We start from the raw sequence: 15,891 nt of genomic DNA, 5'->3' as shown, positions 1-15,891 counted from the left end.
CTATCGTTATTTGGTGTTTCGCGAGCGCTTTTTGATTAAACCATCAAAGAGTACTTCCAAAACAATAACTAAACGTAGCCGCATGCCTTTGCTTCCCTGATAAGCGGCAATCTAGAATGAAAGGATATGATTATGTCTGACAACGCAGTTTTCCATCTTGGTGTGAACAAAGCAGATCTTAACGGTGCTGAGCTAGCCATTATTCCTGGCGATCCAGCGCGTGTAGAAAAAATTGCTAACCTAATGGATAACCCAGAGTTTCTAGCGAGTTCTCGTGAGTACACTGTGTACCGCGCCAAGCTAGATGGCAAATCTGTTGTTGTTTGTTCAACGGGTATTGGCGGTCCTTCAACGTCGATTGCTGTCGAAGAGCTAGCACAGCTTGGTGTACGCACTTTCCTACGTGTTGGTACAACGGGTGCTATTCAGCCGCACATCAATGTGGGCGACATGATCGTTTCTACTGGCTCTGTTCGCCTTGATGGCGCAAGCTTGCACTTTGCCCCAATGGAATTCCCAGCTGTTGCTGACTTTGCGGTTGCAACGGCAATGAAAGCCGCTTGTGATGACGATGGCGCTACGGTACACACAGGTGTAACCGCTTCAAGCGATACTTTCTACCCAGGTCAAGAGCGTTACGATACGTTCTCTGGTCGTGTTGTTCGTCGTTTCCAAGGCTCAATGAAAGAGTGGCAGGAAATGGGCGTGCTTAACTTCGAAATGGAATCAGCAACGTTGCTAACGATGTGTGCAAGTTCTGGTCTACGTGCGGGTTGTGTTGCGGGAGTAATTATCAACCGTACTCAGAAAGAGATCCCAGATCACGCGACGCTAAAAGAAACCGAAGCGCGTTCTATCAAGGTTGTGGTTGAAGCTGCACGCAAGATGCTTGCTGAATAACAGCGTTATTATTTCACTCGTTTGATTTAACCAAACGGCGAATACAAGAAAGCCAGCCTAAAGTCATTTAGGCTGGCTTTTCTATTTCTTGATGTAGCAAGTCGATGATTATTCGCCAGCTAGCATTTTTGCTGCTTTACGCATGAATGTTGGTGCCTTGCTTTCACCGTAACCCGAGTGGTAAGGCGATGTTGATACGACAACGGCGGCAAAATCACGTTCAGGATCCATGTAGATCATCTGGTTTAGGTTGCCACTTTTCGCCATTGCACCATCTTCGAAGATAAAGTCGAATTGGAAAGCGTTACCTACTGAGTACTCACCAAATGAAGACAGTGATGAAGCGCGTTTCGCTGACTCAGCATAACGACCAGCATCTTGGTTTGAGGTGATAAGCTTGATCAGCTCAGGAGATACAACTTGCTCTTCTGCTACCGCATTCCAGCTCGGCGTAAATAGGGTCGCAAAGCGCACCATATCTTCTGGTGTTGTTTGTAGCAGGCCTACAGCTAGCGCGTGGCCATCTTCAGCGATACCCAAGTTTGCTGATTGGCGTGCATACATCTTGCCCCAAACTTGATCTTCAAATGTCTTGGTGAATGTTTTACCCGTCACGTTTTCGATAAGCTGAACAAGGATGCTGGTGTTAATGGATGCGTAGCGGAAAACGTCGCCTTGTGCTTCACCTTCAATCCTGGTTTGAGCACGGCTCACATCGGTTAGCCAGTTTTCCATTTCACCTGTAGACGCGCGAGGTGAGCCTAGGATGGAAGCAAAGTAACGCACAACCGCTGAATCTGGGTTCATGATCGACTCTAGCGTTTCTTCGTTATCCAGGCCTGTCGTCATGTTTACAACGCTAGCAACCGTAACATCATCCCATACGGTGCCTTTTAGCTCAGGGATGTAAGCTGACACCATTTTGTCCATGTCGAGTTCGCCGCTTTCAACAAGCTGAGCAGCCAAAATACCTGCCGTTGTTTTTGCCGCAGAGAACCAAACGTGTTGATCTGTTGGCTTCATACCAGGGTAAGCTTCGTAGACAACCTTACCTTTGTGAACCATTACCATCGCTTGGTGGCGGAAGTGCGGGTGCGCCATGTAGTCAGTTAACGACAGCTCACCTTTAGAGGTTTCAACTTTAAGGTCGTTGATACGTTGGTCAAGGTTACGTGCTAGTGGCTTGTAGTTTTCATTTGGACGGGCTTGTGCCGTCGCTGTCATCTCGTTTAGGTGGCTGTTGTAGTACAGGGCGTGGTCGCCACCCATTTGGTAGTGGAAGTTGTTAAATGAAGCTTTCGCTTCTTTGGCAAAATCAGCAGAGAAGCCATCAATTACTGCTGAAACGGGAAGGGTTACTTGTGCTCCTTCTTTTTGCAGTGCGGCTTCAACAGCTTTTGCTGGATCTGTCGCGTCAGCAAAGGCTGAGCCCGCGAATACGGATGCGGTAAATAGGGCAAGGATAGTAGTTTTCACTGTAGGGATCATCCTGTGTTTATAATGAATACAAGTGCAGGGAAATCTTATGAAGAGTAGGGGCGCGTAGCATCTCGGTTTTGAATGGATTTTCCATTCAAATGTCAGGGCTGGAAGGTGTTTGGCTTAGCTCGCAGCATGTGGCTTTGAAGCAATGAAATGATTTTTTACATTCTACCTTGGGTATTAGAGTGAAGTGACAGGTCGTAAACCGCTATTTTACACTAAAAGTACGTTCTCACTTTTCATCGGTTATTTTTACGTTTGCTAGCAGGAACAAGCAGTTGAAAGTCACAATTGAACAACTCAATACATTTATCATTGTGTTCGAGGAACACGCGTTCAGTGCAGCTGCGGCACGGCTCAATAAACACCGTACCTCGGTGGCACAAATTGTCGGCTTTTTGGAAGACACCCTAGAGTTGAAACTGTTTGAAAGGGACGGTCGCAAACTCATTCCAACCGAGCAAGCTACGCACTTGTACTATTACGCCAAGCAAACTGTCGAGCAAGCCAGATCGTTCGAGCATGTCGCCCGCTCGCTAAACTTCTCCAAGCTTAACTCTATAAATATCGGTTATAGCGGCATTTTGCCCAAGATAGTACTTTCCGACTTGCGTCGAAACCTCGCCCGTGATTTTCCGGAACTTAGCGTTAACTTTGAACGCTTAGATAAGAATGAGATAGCCAAGTCATTGGAGCAAGACCGATTGCAATTTGCCATAGTCGATGTGGATGAAAGGGATGCCATTAGCCGAATCGAGAGTGTTTTTCTGACTCACATTAATTTTGCGGTGATGGCTGCGAAAGGGCACGATCTTGCGTCGATTGCCCCCGAGCAACGCTTGGATACGTTAAAAACGATGCGCCAGTTGGTGTACAAGGAGCATCTTGACGGCCCTATGACCAACAAGCTGCTGTTGTCTGCCAAGTATGAAGTGATCAATGACCTAGAGTTGATGATCCAGCTGATTGACGATGGCCTTGGCTGGGGGATATTGCCTAAAACCGTGATTTATTACCTTCATCGGAATTATTCGAATATCCAGATGTTTGATATTACCCATTTGAAAGATGACTTCCGTATCCCTTTTGCTTTGTGGAGCAAGCATGATCATAGGTTGTCTCACCTGAAAACTTTCATCAGCAATAGCTTTATGAACAGCCGTAATGAAATTTATCAATTGAATAAGCAGGAATAGCATAGAGAAAAGAACCCAGACAGTGAGATAAAGCTGTATGGGTTCGATTTGAATGGAGAGCGGATCTGTTAGTCGAAGCTATCGGTGTGAAGGCTGCGCTTGCTATATTCATTCCACTCTTCGGTGAGAATAGAGTAGGTCAGCGTACTGGAATGGCGGGTATAAAGCGGGATGAATACCTCGCCATGTTCGTTGGTCTTGTAAACCTTTCCCCGGTTAGCAGGGTTGCTGACGCTCACTCTGGCATTGGCAGCGGGCTTACCTTGTTCAGTCACTTTCACCCAACTTCCTGACTGGGTGTCGATAATACGAATATCAGCCCAACTAAGGCTACTGGCTGATAGCATTAACACCGCGATACTTGCTTGTTTGAATGTCATGTAAACCTCTCAAAACAACTGACTCTGAGATTGGGATTGCGTCTGTTTCAGTATAGATAACGCAGTTTAGCTTCGAGACATTTGCCCCGATCTCAAGATGCAGTTGCTTATTGCTCGTTTTGATTCTCCAAATTGTAGGAAAACAAGCCGACCAAGAAGGTGTGAGCGATGCCGAGCCCTATGAACAGAGCAAGGAATGTTTGCTGATGCACTTTCAGTTCGCTGCTGGTAATTTCATTGATGTTCATTAGTTTCAGTGCGTAGACCAGAAAAAGAGAGCCAGTGAACAGGGCGAAAAAAATGACGATTTTCTTGTGTTTGTTGTGCGAACGTCTGCGTTGGAAGTTACTGAAACTATATAGGTATTTGGTTGCTACCCCGTAGAAAAGTACGGAAATAACAACAAGTATTAGATTGAAGCCGTTGCCTGAAGGATTATCTAGCGAATAAAAGATCATGCATCCTAGTACGAGTGAGGATGTAGTCTCCATTAACAATGAAGGCAAGCTGTAAAGAAAACCACAAAGCTTTGACCAAGCATCCTTGTTAAAGCGAACTGGCTTGAGCGTGTAATAGTCCAGCAAAGTGTAAATGTTTTGGTCTTGCTCTAATGTTTGGCCGGAAGTTTGGCTCTTCCTAAAAGGTAAGCCTAACACTTCACTATATATAGCATTTAGCATGAAAAGAAAACTTAGCAGAATCATCCCTAGTAGGAATATATTCTCATTGCTAAAGCCTTCAACGATGTTCAGGGGAGCTAACTTTTTTTCACCTTCACTGTGGGAGAGAGCAAGAACGGCCGGGGTCGCAGCGAAGAGTGCCATCACCAAGGGCGTGCCAAAGATGACATTTTTTAGTGAAAAGCCACAAAATTGTGCAGCGTAAGTCTCTTCATATTTCAGCTCGTTGGGAGCAGCTTGTTTTGTTTTTTCCATTATTGTTTTCTTATCTGGCATTTCCTGCCAATTGTTAGATATAACTTATTTAATAGTTTTACAGAATGCATAACTATCGTCAATATGTTGATCTTGCTAGACTTATTAGAAAATTAATTGGTTAACGAAGAGCAATTTCTTGAACAGCAGAAGGCACCATGCCATTAATTGAGGATGAACGATTGCATGCTTGGTTTGCTAGCGAGTAGTGCATCAATTTGTGATAGATGAAATCTGCGAACGCTCACTATTGTGAGGCGATTAGGCGGAAGTAGGTGGATAACATGCAAGTATTGTTAGGAATGAAGCGGATGCTGGTATTGTCGCTTCTCATTTTTTCCGGACTCCATACCAGCTTGGCGAATGCTGAGTCTGCAAGCGAAATCATAAGAAAATCCGATGCGCAAATGCGTGGTGACTCCAGCTATACCGAAGCGACGATGCGCATTATTCGTCCCGATTGGACTCGCACCATGAGCATGAAGTCATGGACCAAAGGGCAAGAGCTATCTTTGGTGTTGGTGACAGCCCCTGCTAAAGACAAAGGCAGCGCATCGCTAAAACGTTACCGCGAAATGTGGAACTGGTTACCGAGTATTGAGCGGGTGATCAAAATCGCGCCGTCGATGCTCGGCCAGTCATGGATGGGTTCAGATTTTACTAACGACGACCTTATCAACCAGTCTTCTATCGTGGTCGATTACACCCACAGCATGGTCGAGCAAGCGATTTTCGATGGCGAGCAGACATGGGTCATTGATGCCACGGCCAAACCCAATGCACCTGTTGTATGGAGTAAGGTTAGGCTTTGGATCTCTACCAGCAATTACCTCCAGCGCAAAGTGGAATTCTATGATGAGTTCGATGAGTTGGTGAACACCATGCAAACGTTCGATATCAAGCCAATGGGCGGTAGGCAAGTGGCTTCGCGAATGCAAATGATCCCAGCAGATAAGCCGGGCAACAAAACAGAGATCATTACCCATCAAGCGCAGTTCGACTTTGCCATTAAAGATAGCTTCTTCTCGCAAAGCCAAATGAAGGCATTACGTGACTGATTCAACGTCGTAAACAAGGATGAGTTATGTTGATTAAACTGGCGTGGCGCAACCTGTGGCGGCAGAAACGGCGAACCTTGCTGACGGCTTCCGCCCTGGCGCTGGCTTTGGCGTTATCGTTGTTTATGCGAAGTCTGCAAGAGGGCACCTATGCCAATAACATTGAAAATGCGGCACGGTTTTATACTGGGTTAGTTCAGTTGCAACACCCAGAATTCAGTGAAAGTCAGAGTATTGATGATCTGCTGCCGATGACGCCGGACTTCACCGAGGCAATGTATGGCAACCCCAATATCGAGCGGGTATTGCCGCGTATTGAGTCTTTTGCCCTTGGTGCCCATGGTGACAAATCCAAAGGGGTGATGGTATTGGGGGTTGATCCCGAGCTTGAGGATGAATACTCAAGTATTTCAGGCAAACTCATCACAGGGGAGTTTTTAGCGGCGACTGACGAGCAGGTGCTCATAGGCGAAGGGCTGGCGCGGTATTTTGATATTACTGTCGGTGATGAGCTGGTGCTCTATGGCCAAGGTTACCGTGGGCAAACGGCGGCGGGACTATATACCGTGAAGGGCATACTGGATTTTCCGGTGTCGCAGTTGGACAACCAGCTGGTTTACTTGCCCATTCAATTAGCACAAAGCTTGTATAGCACAGGCGATCAGGTCACGGCGTGGGTAATGGATACCCATGATCTCAGCCAGCTGCCTAACACACTCAACGAACTGGAGGCGGCTTACCATGGCAAAGCCCTGGTGCGCGATTGGCAAGATCTCTCGCCGGAAATGGCGCAGCAAATGTTGATGGATAAGGCCGGGGGGATCGTCATCATGTACTTGCTCTACGGTATCGTCGGCTTTGGTGTGTTTGCCACCTTGCTGATGATGACCCTTGAGCGCCAGCGTGAATTTGGCGTGATGCTGGCAACGGGCATGTTACGGCGCAAGTTGCTGGCCTTGGTCGCTATTGAGTCTTCCTTGATAGGTGTGCTTGGTGTTGCGCTAGGCTTTATTATCACCTTGCCATTCTTGCTTTGGTTCTATGCCAACCCGATAGAGCTCACGGGGGAGACGGCGGAAATGATCATCGAGATGGGCTGGGAGCCTATCTTGCCAATCGCACTCGACCCACAGTTAATGGTGAACCAAGTGATGATAGTACTGGCATTGCTGGTGGTTTGCCTGCTGTACCCAATGTGGCGAATACAGCGCCTTGAATTGGTCGGTGCGCTAAAGGGAGGGACACATGCTGATTAAACTGGCGTGGCGTAACTTATGGCGCAACAAATTACGCACCGGGATTATGCTTGGGGCCATGGTCTTCGGCCTATTCGGGGTGGTGGGGATCATCGGTTTTATCTCTGGGCTGTATGGCAACATGATCCAAAACGCGATTGCTTGGCAAACCAGCCATATTCAAATTCACCATCAAGCCTACCTTGACGATCCTGATATCAAAAACACCGTTGTCGACTTACCTGAGATAGAAGCAGCCATTAAGCAACTTCCCAATCTGAAGGGCAGCTCTTCCCGGTTTATTGCCGATGGCATGATAGCCTCTGCTCGAAGCACCCGTGGTGTACGAATGAATGGGATTGATATTAATGGCGAAGCCAGTGTGGCCCCCATAGCTAGCAGTATCCAACAAGGCGAATGGCTCGATGAACAAGGCCGCAATCCGGTATTGGTCTCTGAAAAAACGGCTGGTCGGTTAAAGCTTAGAGTAGGCTCTAAAGTGGTGCTGACGTTCACCGATGCAAATGGTGATGTTAGTGGCGCAGTATTTCGGGTTCGCGGTATTTTCAAAACCCCGTCAACCAGTTTCGATGATAGTAATGTCTATGTTCGGCGTGGTGATTTAATGGCGTTGGCGGGCATTGAAGGCGCCCATGAAATTGCGATATTGCTCGAGAGTGATGATGCCGCAGCACAAACGGCTAAACACCTTCAGGCAGCGATATCGTCAGACAATACAGCGCGCGATTGGAAAGTTGTTCAACCTATGCTGGCGTCGATCATCAATCAGCAGGGGACCAGTAACGCCATTATGCTAGGCATTTTCGTATTGGCGATGGGTTTTGGCATCGTCAATATCATGCTGATGTCGGTGTTTGAGCGTACCCGAGAATTTGGGGTATTGATGGCCGTCGGTATGCAGAAGCACCGGATTTTTACTTTGATCCTGTTGGAAACCGCTTTATTGGGAATAACCGGTGCTGTGCTGGGGCTGATTGTCAGCATGGTTACCATTGCTGTGTTGGGCAACACCGGTATATCCCTCGGCTTGATGGCAGAGGGACTGGGCGCTTTTGGTGTTGATACGATTCTCTACCCAAGAGTTTCGGCTAATGAATACCTGATGATATTTGTCACTGTGGTCGTCGCGAGCATGCTTGCGGCGCTCTATCCGGCAAGGCAAATCCTGAAACAACACCCGGCAGAAGCCATGGCGGAAAAGCACTAACTATTTCTTAAATAGAGGCGGCGATGACGATTCAAATTAACCAATTAAGAAAAACCTATAACCCAGAGAGTGATTTTCCTGTTCATGCTGTGAAAGATTTGGATTTGACCATTGAGCAAGGGGAGTTTGTGGCCGTGATGGGGCCTTCTGGATCGGGAAAAACGACCTTGCTAAATATGGTAGGCGGGATCGATAAGCCAACATCGGGCTCGGTGCAGATTGATGACTGTGATATTTGCACATTGGACGAGAAATCCTTGATTGCCTTTCGCCGCGATCACATCGGATTCATCTTTCAAGATTACAGCTTGTTGCCGGTACTAACGGCTTTAGAGAACGTCGAATTTGTCATGCAGTTGCAAGGCCATGATGAAGCAACATGTCGGCAGCGGGCCAGTGATTTGCTTGATGAAGTGGGATTGGAAAGTCAAAAGCACAAACGACCAGCTAAACTCTCTGGTGGCCAGCAGCAGCGTGTTGCGGTAGCCCGTGCGCTCGCACCGCGCCCCCGCTTTGTGATGGCCGATGAACCCACCGCTAATCTTGATGCCAACAGTACTGCCGAGCTGCTTGATATCATGCAGCAACTCAATGAGAAAGAGGGGACGACCTTTATCTTTTCCACCCATGATCCCAGGGTGATCAAGCGTGCCAAGCGAGTGATCGTGTTTGAAGATGGGCAGTTGAAAGAGGATCGTCGCCAATGACGCGAGCTGGGCTAGGCATTGCTGCATTGTCGGTTGCGCTTCAAGTAGGGTCTTTCTCGTCCGTGGCAGCAGCCGAAATCCCAGGACTAGCACCAGAGAAAGCTTGGGATCTTAACGGTTATGTGAAGTACATGGCGACAGCCGTGTTGCCTGATGAGCAAAGCAATGGGCTGGATCACCTGATCCACCAACGCTTCAACTTCGAATATCGCTTCAATGATCACCTTCGTTTTAATGCAGGCATGCGTAACCGGCTACTGTTTGGCGATACAGCAGAAACACCGGGTTACGGTGATCTTATTGCCATAGACACTGGCTATATGGACCTTTCTAAAAACTGGCTAGATAAAAAAGGGGTGGTAGGCAATACCCAGTTTGACCGCTTGTATTTGGATTGGCAAAAAGACGATTGGCAACTTCGTGGTGGTCGTTTTCGGATTAACTGGGCGATGTCGACCTTGTGGAACCCTAATGACATCTTCAATTCTTATTCCATCTACGACTTTGACTACGAAGAGCGCTCCGGTAGCGATGCGGTAATGGTCAGCCGCAAACTAGGCTTTGCCAGCAGCTTAGACGTGGTTTTCAACCCAAACTCAGATAGCGATTTAACCAGTTATGCAGGGCGTTACTTGTTCAACCATCAAGGTTGGGACTATCAACTGCTACTGGGGAAGGCACGGCTGGATCATATTATCGGCGTTGGCTTTGCTGGCGATATCAAAGGGGCGGGTGTGCGCGGTGAGTGGAGTTGGTTTGAGCCGACGGAAGACACTTGGCAAGGCGAGCCTCTAGAAGCAAGTAGCGTCGCCACCGTGGAGGTTGATTATAGCTTTGGCGGTCGCCGTAACTTGATGGCGAGGGCATCGGTGCTGCATATTTCAAACCCACAGGATCCAGCCAATGCCGTCGCCTTCTTAAATTTACCCCTATCGGCAAGAACGCTAAGTTTCACCAACTGGACGGGGTATGCTGATGCCAGTTTTGATATCTCGCCACTGAGCCGCTTAACCTTGTCAGCCACATATTATGACGATGGCTCATTCTTCGTTGGGGCCAGCAATAGCTACTCGCTAGCAGATGATTGGCAACTGTTAGGTGTTATCCAACGCTTTGACGGCAGTCGCGATAGCTTGTTTGGTGACACTGCCAGCACCCTTGTATTTGGACAGGTTAGGTGGAGTTTTTAGCTAGATAAGTATCTGATATCCTGTAGTAATAAGTAGCAAGTATTTGCGAGAAACAGTCTTGTGGTTTAAAAAAAGGAGAGTGCAATGCAACCAGCACCGATTAAAGAACTGATCACTTTTGATGATTTCGAAAAGCTAGATATTCGAGTTGGGACAATCACTTCAGTAGCAGAAGTGGCAAAGTCAAAAAAGCTGATGAAGCTCACTGTGGACTTTGGGGATCATGAACGCTCAATCCTCGCTGGCATTAAGCAAGAGCGTGAAAACCCCTATGAAATTGAAGGTAAGCAGGCGCTATTTGTGGTGAACTTACCTGAGCAGAAAATGGCGGGTGAGGTATCCCAAGGCATGCTATTTGATATTGGCTATGCAGATAAACTGACACCTTGCTTGGCAATGCCAGAAACCCCAATCCCAAATGGTAGCCGTGCGGGGTAATAAGCCCTTTCTAACTGAAAATTATATGACAGCTTCAAGTGAAACTACTTGAAGCGTCAAAATAAGATTTATCAATTTAAATGGCCAACTCTGTAGTTAACGTCTGTTATCTCAATAGTGACTTTGCCGAGCAAGTAAATGTAAAGAGGGGACTGTGATCAAGTTACAGTCGTGCTGGCGTCGGTAATTTGCAATTTTGTATTGTTGCGGTTGTAAAGGGCGATAGGATCGGTTTACTTCTATACGCTCTGGTTGTTTAATTAATTCAAGCGGATAGGTTCGTGGAAAATAATACTGGCTTTCGATTATTGAGCACAGAGATAAATATCCAGTCTTTTCTATTGCCTTATCAAACCTTTTAACAACCCTCTTTTCATCTCGTTCCCATCTCATATATTTCCTTACTGCAGATGATGTAACACGTAATATTGTCAGCATACAAAACAAAAACAATGGGGAAAAGTGCCTGTATTATTATCCGTTGGCAGAGGAAAGTGTATTTATATTTCCTTACATTTATCTTTAATAAGCAATTAGTTGGACTAAAATAACTACTCATTTTCTCTAATGGTCAATGACAGTAAGTTTTCTGGAAGAGTGGTTGTTAACATGGTGTTTCAGGTCGAACACGTAGTGATAGGCTATCATTCTGATTTATTAAGACTATTTTATTGTTATCATATGGTATTAGTGATTGCGTTACATATTGTTCATTAAAAATTGACATGATAAAACTTGCTGGAAGTTGATACGCCTTGTTTAGTCTATGAGAGAAATTAGTTGTTAAGGTTTAAAATAGGATGAGATTTTCCAAATTAATGGCTAGAATTTTAGGCGATATTTAAATTATTTTTTTAAGGGATGCCTAATGGTAGGAAGGAGAAATTTAATAAATGACGAAGGTTATATACCAACCTTGTGATCTGGGCTCTGACCAGTGGCGAGAGGTTAATCTTATATTTCAAGCTGAGTGGAATGGTTTTAACCTTGATGATACTTACTCTAATTTTTCTGGGTTACCTCCGGTAATAGTCGCGTTAGCCGATGGTAAGGTTATCGGTGCGCTGGCGTTTACCCGCTTTAAAGAGCCAAATATAGAAAATAAAGTTATATGGATAAATGCATTAAGTGTTATCCCTGCATGGCGAAGAAGGGGGATTGCGAGAGAGCTCATCAAGATAGGTACTAAAAATGTGCCTGATAAAGAACAGAGTCATTTATATGTATATACCAATGTACCTGCACTCTATTTTTCAATCGGTTGGACTTTAGTTGAGATTGACACTCAAACAAATCAAAGTGTTATGAGTCTTCGACTGAAATGAAAAAGCTCTTTGTGCGACATGTTGAAAAGATGCTCAATGGTCTCTTTGGGGAGCTTTGTTCTATGAACTAATAGTCCATTTATAAGTGAATTTTTAATCGGCTAAACTGTTAATAACATTAATCAATTGTACTGTCAGTTTTTTTACAATTAATATCTTACAATGTTTTTACATTATTCTTACTAGGTTTTTGATAAGTAAGCTTTTTCGCTATTAAGTTTTATATTTATCTATGCTTTAACTGTATTCTTATTATACGTTTTTATTTGGTGACTTTTTAGCTTCAGCTTCAAGTATTTGATTTAAATGTTTTTTTGGTTTTGGCTGACTTTTTGCTTAATACGTTATGCATCTAATGAATGATACTTTATATGACTTGGTTCTTGTGTGGTTAGCATGAAATGCTAACAAGAATTTAATTTTTACGAGGATAAGTTATGACTAAACTAGTCGCCTTTATATTAATGCTCTTTTCTTTCCCTGCGTTTTCACTAAAAATAGCTCCAGATATGTTACCTTCTTTTTCTCAGTCGATTCATGCAGTTTTTACTCAAGGACAGACTATATTTGCCCACTCATATGCTGAAACAAATGATGCTAAGTATCTTATTTTTTATAGAAAAACTCCTAATCAAGGTGAACAAGTATATTTAGTAGAGACACCAAATGTTATTCCAAAATCTAAAAAAACACCTAGCTGCGCTATTGATGTTAACTGGAAAGGCAGCACTCGTGTACCATGCTCCAATATATTTAAGCCATTCAATGGTGATGGTGGTTTAAGGATATCTGATCAAGACTTTAAAATCGTTGCCAAAGCTAACCGTGATGGAGTTGCAGCTATAAAGGCTGTGATGAAGCGAAGTCGTTTTAAAATTTATCACAGCGAGAACCCTACTGAAAGAAGCTTTGAAATGCATGATTCAAAACCAGTAAATAACTTGTTGAAAGTATTAGAACGTAATGGGCGAAGATAAAGCATATAGTTGTCGTTTTGTAAAGCCCTATTAGAGGGCTTTACAAAATGTAGTCAACAAACAATTTGAGGTAATTCTCACAAGAAAACGCTTTTAGGATTTTTCGCTAAATGTCACCTGATAGTCACCAATATCGTTATAGCTAATGGTTGTTGGAGTATAAAATCGACTTCTACGATACCGCAGTACGATCCAGTAATAATGGCCTCATCCATGGAAATGTATACCACGACGAGTCAAGTAGTTGATTAGCCAGTAAGTTGGGGGTGAAGCCATTTGGATACTCCTCATTGACGGTTTGTACTTGCTCGTTTTGGTTGACCAGGAAATCTCTGGCTCAATACGGGCTTTGTTATCATCAGTAAGAGGAATCAAGCATTTCTAAACGCTAATTATGTCACTGTGTTGGTCGGTAATTGATGATTGTATTTATCAAGGCTGAAAAGTCATGTTTAAGGCTCAGCACAAAATTTGTGAAGTAGATTTTTTTTTTGGAGGAGTGACAATTATTTGAAGGCTGTCATTATTTTTCTTCTACTTGTAAATAAACATTTGATTTAATGAAGTTATATACGAGAATTGATTGTGGCTAGCGTATGAATGAGACGATAAAAGGAATGAATACTACTATGGAAAAGGTTGAAGAAAAGTGCACTGCTGTGTTTTGGCAACGTATAGTTGCTTTGTTTGTTGATGGTTTAATCCTTGGCTCTGTAGGTTATTTCATTGGTGCTTTATTCGAAGAAACACTTGTTAATATGGGGGATTGGGCAAGATTAATCGGATTTGTTATTTCAATTACTTATTTTGGAATAATGAACAGTAATCTTTATAAAGGGCAAACCTTAGGAAAAAAATTACTTAAGATACGAGTAGTTGATGAACATAATGAACCAATCACTCCGGTTCGATCCTTTATAAGGAATGTTGTTTTTTCAATGCCGTTTTATTTGAATGGTACCTCTTTGAATTATCAAGGTCAGTTTGGGTTATTAATGTATCCACTGTCCGTTTTAATTTTTGGTGGGTTGATATCAATTGCATATCTATTTCTTTTCAATAGATCTACCCGGCAAACATTGCATGATTTGCTTGTAGGGACATATGTTGTTAAGGAGGCTTCTAGTCACCCAGTAACAGGTGCTGTTTGGAAACCTCACTTATACATAGTAGGATGTATACTTTTAGTGTCGCTTGTTGCACCATATTTTATAGCAAAATCAAATGTAAATAATGATTATTCCGAATTGGTTGCTGTTAGCAAAAAGCTCAAAGAACTTAAGAATGTTAATGATTCAAATGTAACTGTTGGTGAGTATAACTTCCATGGGGTTGATGGTAGAAGTAAAACCACAACCTATGTGAATATACAGGCAGTTTTGAATAGCAATAATGTTGATGATGTCATTGTGGCCCAAGAGTTAGGTGAAATTGTGATCAGTAATTATCATCACTCGACAAGTAAGCAAGTAGTAAATGTAACACTTGTATATGGCTACAACTTAGGAATATGGTCAATGTGGTCTAGTTATACTCATCAATTTAAGCCATTGGACTTAATGCGAATAGAATAAAATAAGCGCGATAGTGTTTCTAGTTTAATGCTGCGGTTAAAGAGTTATTATAGTGAGTGTCCCAAGCTGACAATTCAGCTTGGGAAAGAATTATCATGTAGCGGTTATTTAGGCTCTCGTAGAAGATATAACATGAGCTTCAACGGTGTTTTCGCAATAATGCTGTGTGGTAGGTGGGCGTCCATATGAACCCATGCGCCCGTCTTTAGTGTTTTGGGTTCTTGATTTAAGGTGAAGGTACATTCGCCTTCTAGTACCTGCGCAATGGCCGGTACCGAAGCGGTATGCTCAGTCATTTCCTCATTACTTGCAAACCCGAATATAACGCCTCGCAGTCGCTCGCTTTTGTAAACAGGGCAGCTGGTGATGCCTGCCTTAGGAATGTCTACCTCATTGGCGAGATCTTCATAAAGTGTGTATTCAAACATCGTTTGTTTCCTTTTTCTTAGCGACCAAAGTAATGGCTGAGAGGTTTGTGTGGTGTTTACGAAATACGCGGCGCATGCCTAAAACCCGCTTTCTGGCAGCAGGCTTAGTCAAAATATTCTTGGCGATAGTCAAAAATCCTAATAGACCTTCGTCATCGATCATTCGTTTGGGCTCAAGCAGGTGCATCGGAGAGACGGCTTCATATTCAATTTCAAAGCCATTGTTTTCCATTAGTTGTTTCCATTCTTGAGGGGTAATGGGTTTTGCTGGATGCTGGATAGTCTCCGTTATTTCTTTTTGAATAGTCCGTTTTTTTGTATCGTCGATTTCATCAGGCGTCACACAGAGCTCATGAATACCGTACCGGCCTCCAGCCGAGAGTATTCGTGCAGCTTCAGCAATGATTTCGCTTTTGCGGGCGTCGGATTGCATAGTTAACATTGCCTCGCCATACACCACCGAAGCGGTATTGCTTTCTAAGCCTGTATTTTGAGCATTACCAATTTGGCACTGCTGATTTATTCCATCGAGGTAGGAACGCACTATTTCTGCCGCTTGCTCGTTTTGTTCTATAGCGGTGTAATGTTTTGGAGATTGCTGTAGACACAGGCGTGCAGTGTAGCCCATACCAGGTGCAAACTCGACGACGCTATCTGTAGAAGTAATATTGAGTCCAGCCAGCATTTTTTGTGTGAGCTCTTTGCCACCAGGACGGAGTACTCTTTTTCCGAGTTGAGCCAAAACCCAGTGGCCTGGTGTTTTAGATATCTCCCTGTTTTCGCTTGGCATCTGAACTTTCTTAGACATATAGCCTCCTAGGCAAAAAGAGCGACTGGA

16 protein-coding genes are annotated in these 15,891 nt (G+C 44.2%); 11 read left to right on the top strand and 5 right to left on the bottom strand.

What is annotated here, in order from left to right:
* Window positions 1-132: 132 nt before the first annotated feature.
* The gene (udp, locus tag C9I98_RS19910) at window positions 133-900 is read left to right on the top strand and encodes a uridine phosphorylase (RefSeq protein ID WP_036816474.1); all 768 of its coding nucleotides are present in this window, start codon (window positions 133-135) and stop codon (window positions 898-900) included.
* 108 nt (window positions 901-1,008) lie between these two features.
* Here the strand turns inward: udp and C9I98_RS19905 are convergent, their stop codons facing one another.
* Complete coding sequence (locus tag C9I98_RS19905; RefSeq protein WP_036816476.1) at window positions 1,009-2,376, bottom strand: serine hydrolase domain-containing protein; 1,368 nt, start codon at window positions 2,374-2,376, stop codon at window positions 1,009-1,011.
* A gap of 284 nt (window positions 2,377-2,660) precedes the next feature.
* On the opposite strand from C9I98_RS19905, the gene C9I98_RS19900 reads away from it, so the two are divergent.
* A complete protein-coding gene (locus C9I98_RS19900) occupies window positions 2,661-3,578 on the top strand; it encodes a LysR family transcriptional regulator (RefSeq protein ID WP_036821813.1) in 918 nt (305 codons plus the stop codon).
* A 68-nt stretch (window positions 3,579-3,646) separates the two neighbouring features.
* On the opposite strand, the gene C9I98_RS19895 is transcribed toward C9I98_RS19900, so the two are convergent.
* Entirely contained in the window at window positions 3,647-3,958 is a 312-nt protein-coding gene (locus C9I98_RS19895) for a hypothetical protein (protein ID WP_036821816.1), read from the bottom strand.
* Window positions 3,959-4,065: 107 nt separating this feature from the next.
* Window positions 4,066-4,893 (bottom strand): hypothetical protein, encoded by an 828-nt coding sequence (locus C9I98_RS19890; RefSeq protein ID WP_146153893.1) that lies wholly within the window; start codon window positions 4,891-4,893, stop codon window positions 4,066-4,068.
* A 302-nt stretch (window positions 4,894-5,195) separates the two neighbouring features.
* Here C9I98_RS19890 and C9I98_RS19885 point away from each other — a divergent pair, with 302 nt between their 5' ends.
* From C9I98_RS19885 to C9I98_RS19845, 9 genes are all read left to right on the top strand, one after another.
* A complete protein-coding gene (locus C9I98_RS19885; RefSeq protein WP_211318342.1) occupies window positions 5,196-5,951 on the top strand; it encodes an outer membrane lipoprotein-sorting protein in 756 nt (251 codons plus the stop codon).
* Between the two features lie 26 nt (window positions 5,952-5,977).
* Window positions 5,978-7,207, top strand: coding sequence for an ABC transporter permease (locus C9I98_RS19880; protein ID WP_107272399.1), 1,230 nt, complete (start codon window positions 5,978-5,980; stop codon window positions 7,205-7,207).
* Window positions 7,197-8,414 carry an ABC transporter permease gene (locus C9I98_RS19875; RefSeq protein WP_107272398.1) on the top strand — a complete coding sequence of 406 codons (1,218 nt, stop codon included), beginning with the start codon at window positions 7,197-7,199 and terminating at the stop codon, window positions 8,412-8,414. The genes C9I98_RS19880 and C9I98_RS19875 overlap by 11 nt, the downstream gene beginning before the upstream one ends.
* A 23-nt stretch (window positions 8,415-8,437) precedes the next feature.
* Window positions 8,438-9,121 (top strand): ABC transporter ATP-binding protein, encoded by a 684-nt coding sequence (locus tag C9I98_RS19870; protein ID WP_036823179.1) that lies wholly within the window; start codon window positions 8,438-8,440, stop codon window positions 9,119-9,121.
* Window positions 9,118-10,311 carry a hypothetical protein gene (locus C9I98_RS19865; RefSeq protein WP_036823182.1) on the top strand — a complete coding sequence of 398 codons (1,194 nt, stop codon included), beginning with the start codon at window positions 9,118-9,120 and terminating at the stop codon, window positions 10,309-10,311. Before C9I98_RS19870 ends, C9I98_RS19865 begins: the two co-directional genes overlap by 4 nt.
* A gap of 84 nt (window positions 10,312-10,395) precedes the next feature.
* On the top strand, window positions 10,396-10,749 hold the full coding sequence (locus C9I98_RS19860) for a tRNA-binding protein (RefSeq protein ID WP_036823185.1): 354 nt from the start codon (window positions 10,396-10,398) through the stop codon (window positions 10,747-10,749).
* Window positions 10,750-11,642: 893 nt separating this feature from the next.
* The gene (locus C9I98_RS19855; RefSeq protein ID WP_107272397.1) at window positions 11,643-12,074 is read left to right on the top strand and encodes a GNAT family N-acetyltransferase; all 432 of its coding nucleotides are present in this window, start codon (window positions 11,643-11,645) and stop codon (window positions 12,072-12,074) included.
* Window positions 12,075-12,511: 437 nt separating this feature from the next.
* Entirely contained in the window at window positions 12,512-13,051 is a 540-nt protein-coding gene (locus tag C9I98_RS19850) for a hypothetical protein (RefSeq protein ID WP_036827639.1), read from the top strand.
* 629 nt (window positions 13,052-13,680) lie between these two features.
* Window positions 13,681-14,625 carry an RDD family protein gene (locus C9I98_RS19845; protein ID WP_158262701.1) on the top strand — a complete coding sequence of 315 codons (945 nt, stop codon included), beginning with the start codon at window positions 13,681-13,683 and terminating at the stop codon, window positions 14,623-14,625.
* 104 nt (window positions 14,626-14,729) lie between these two features.
* On the opposite strand, the gene C9I98_RS19840 is transcribed toward C9I98_RS19845, so the two are convergent.
* Window positions 14,730-15,053 (bottom strand): cupin domain-containing protein, encoded by a 324-nt coding sequence (locus C9I98_RS19840; RefSeq protein ID WP_036824874.1) that lies wholly within the window; start codon window positions 15,051-15,053, stop codon window positions 14,730-14,732.
* Window positions 15,046-15,861: a class I SAM-dependent methyltransferase gene (locus C9I98_RS19835; protein WP_036824871.1), complete on the bottom strand. Its 816-nt coding sequence runs from the start codon at window positions 15,859-15,861 to the stop codon at window positions 15,046-15,048. The genes C9I98_RS19840 and C9I98_RS19835 overlap by 8 nt, the downstream gene beginning before the upstream one ends.
* Window positions 15,862-15,891 lie beyond the last annotated feature (30 nt).

The organism is Photobacterium sanctipauli, from assembly GCF_003026495.1.
Taxonomy (GTDB): domain Bacteria; phylum Pseudomonadota; class Gammaproteobacteria; order Enterobacterales; family Vibrionaceae; genus Photobacterium; species Photobacterium sanctipauli.
Note: the sequence above shows the minus strand (reverse complement) of the source record. Positions and strands in the feature narration are given on the sequence as shown.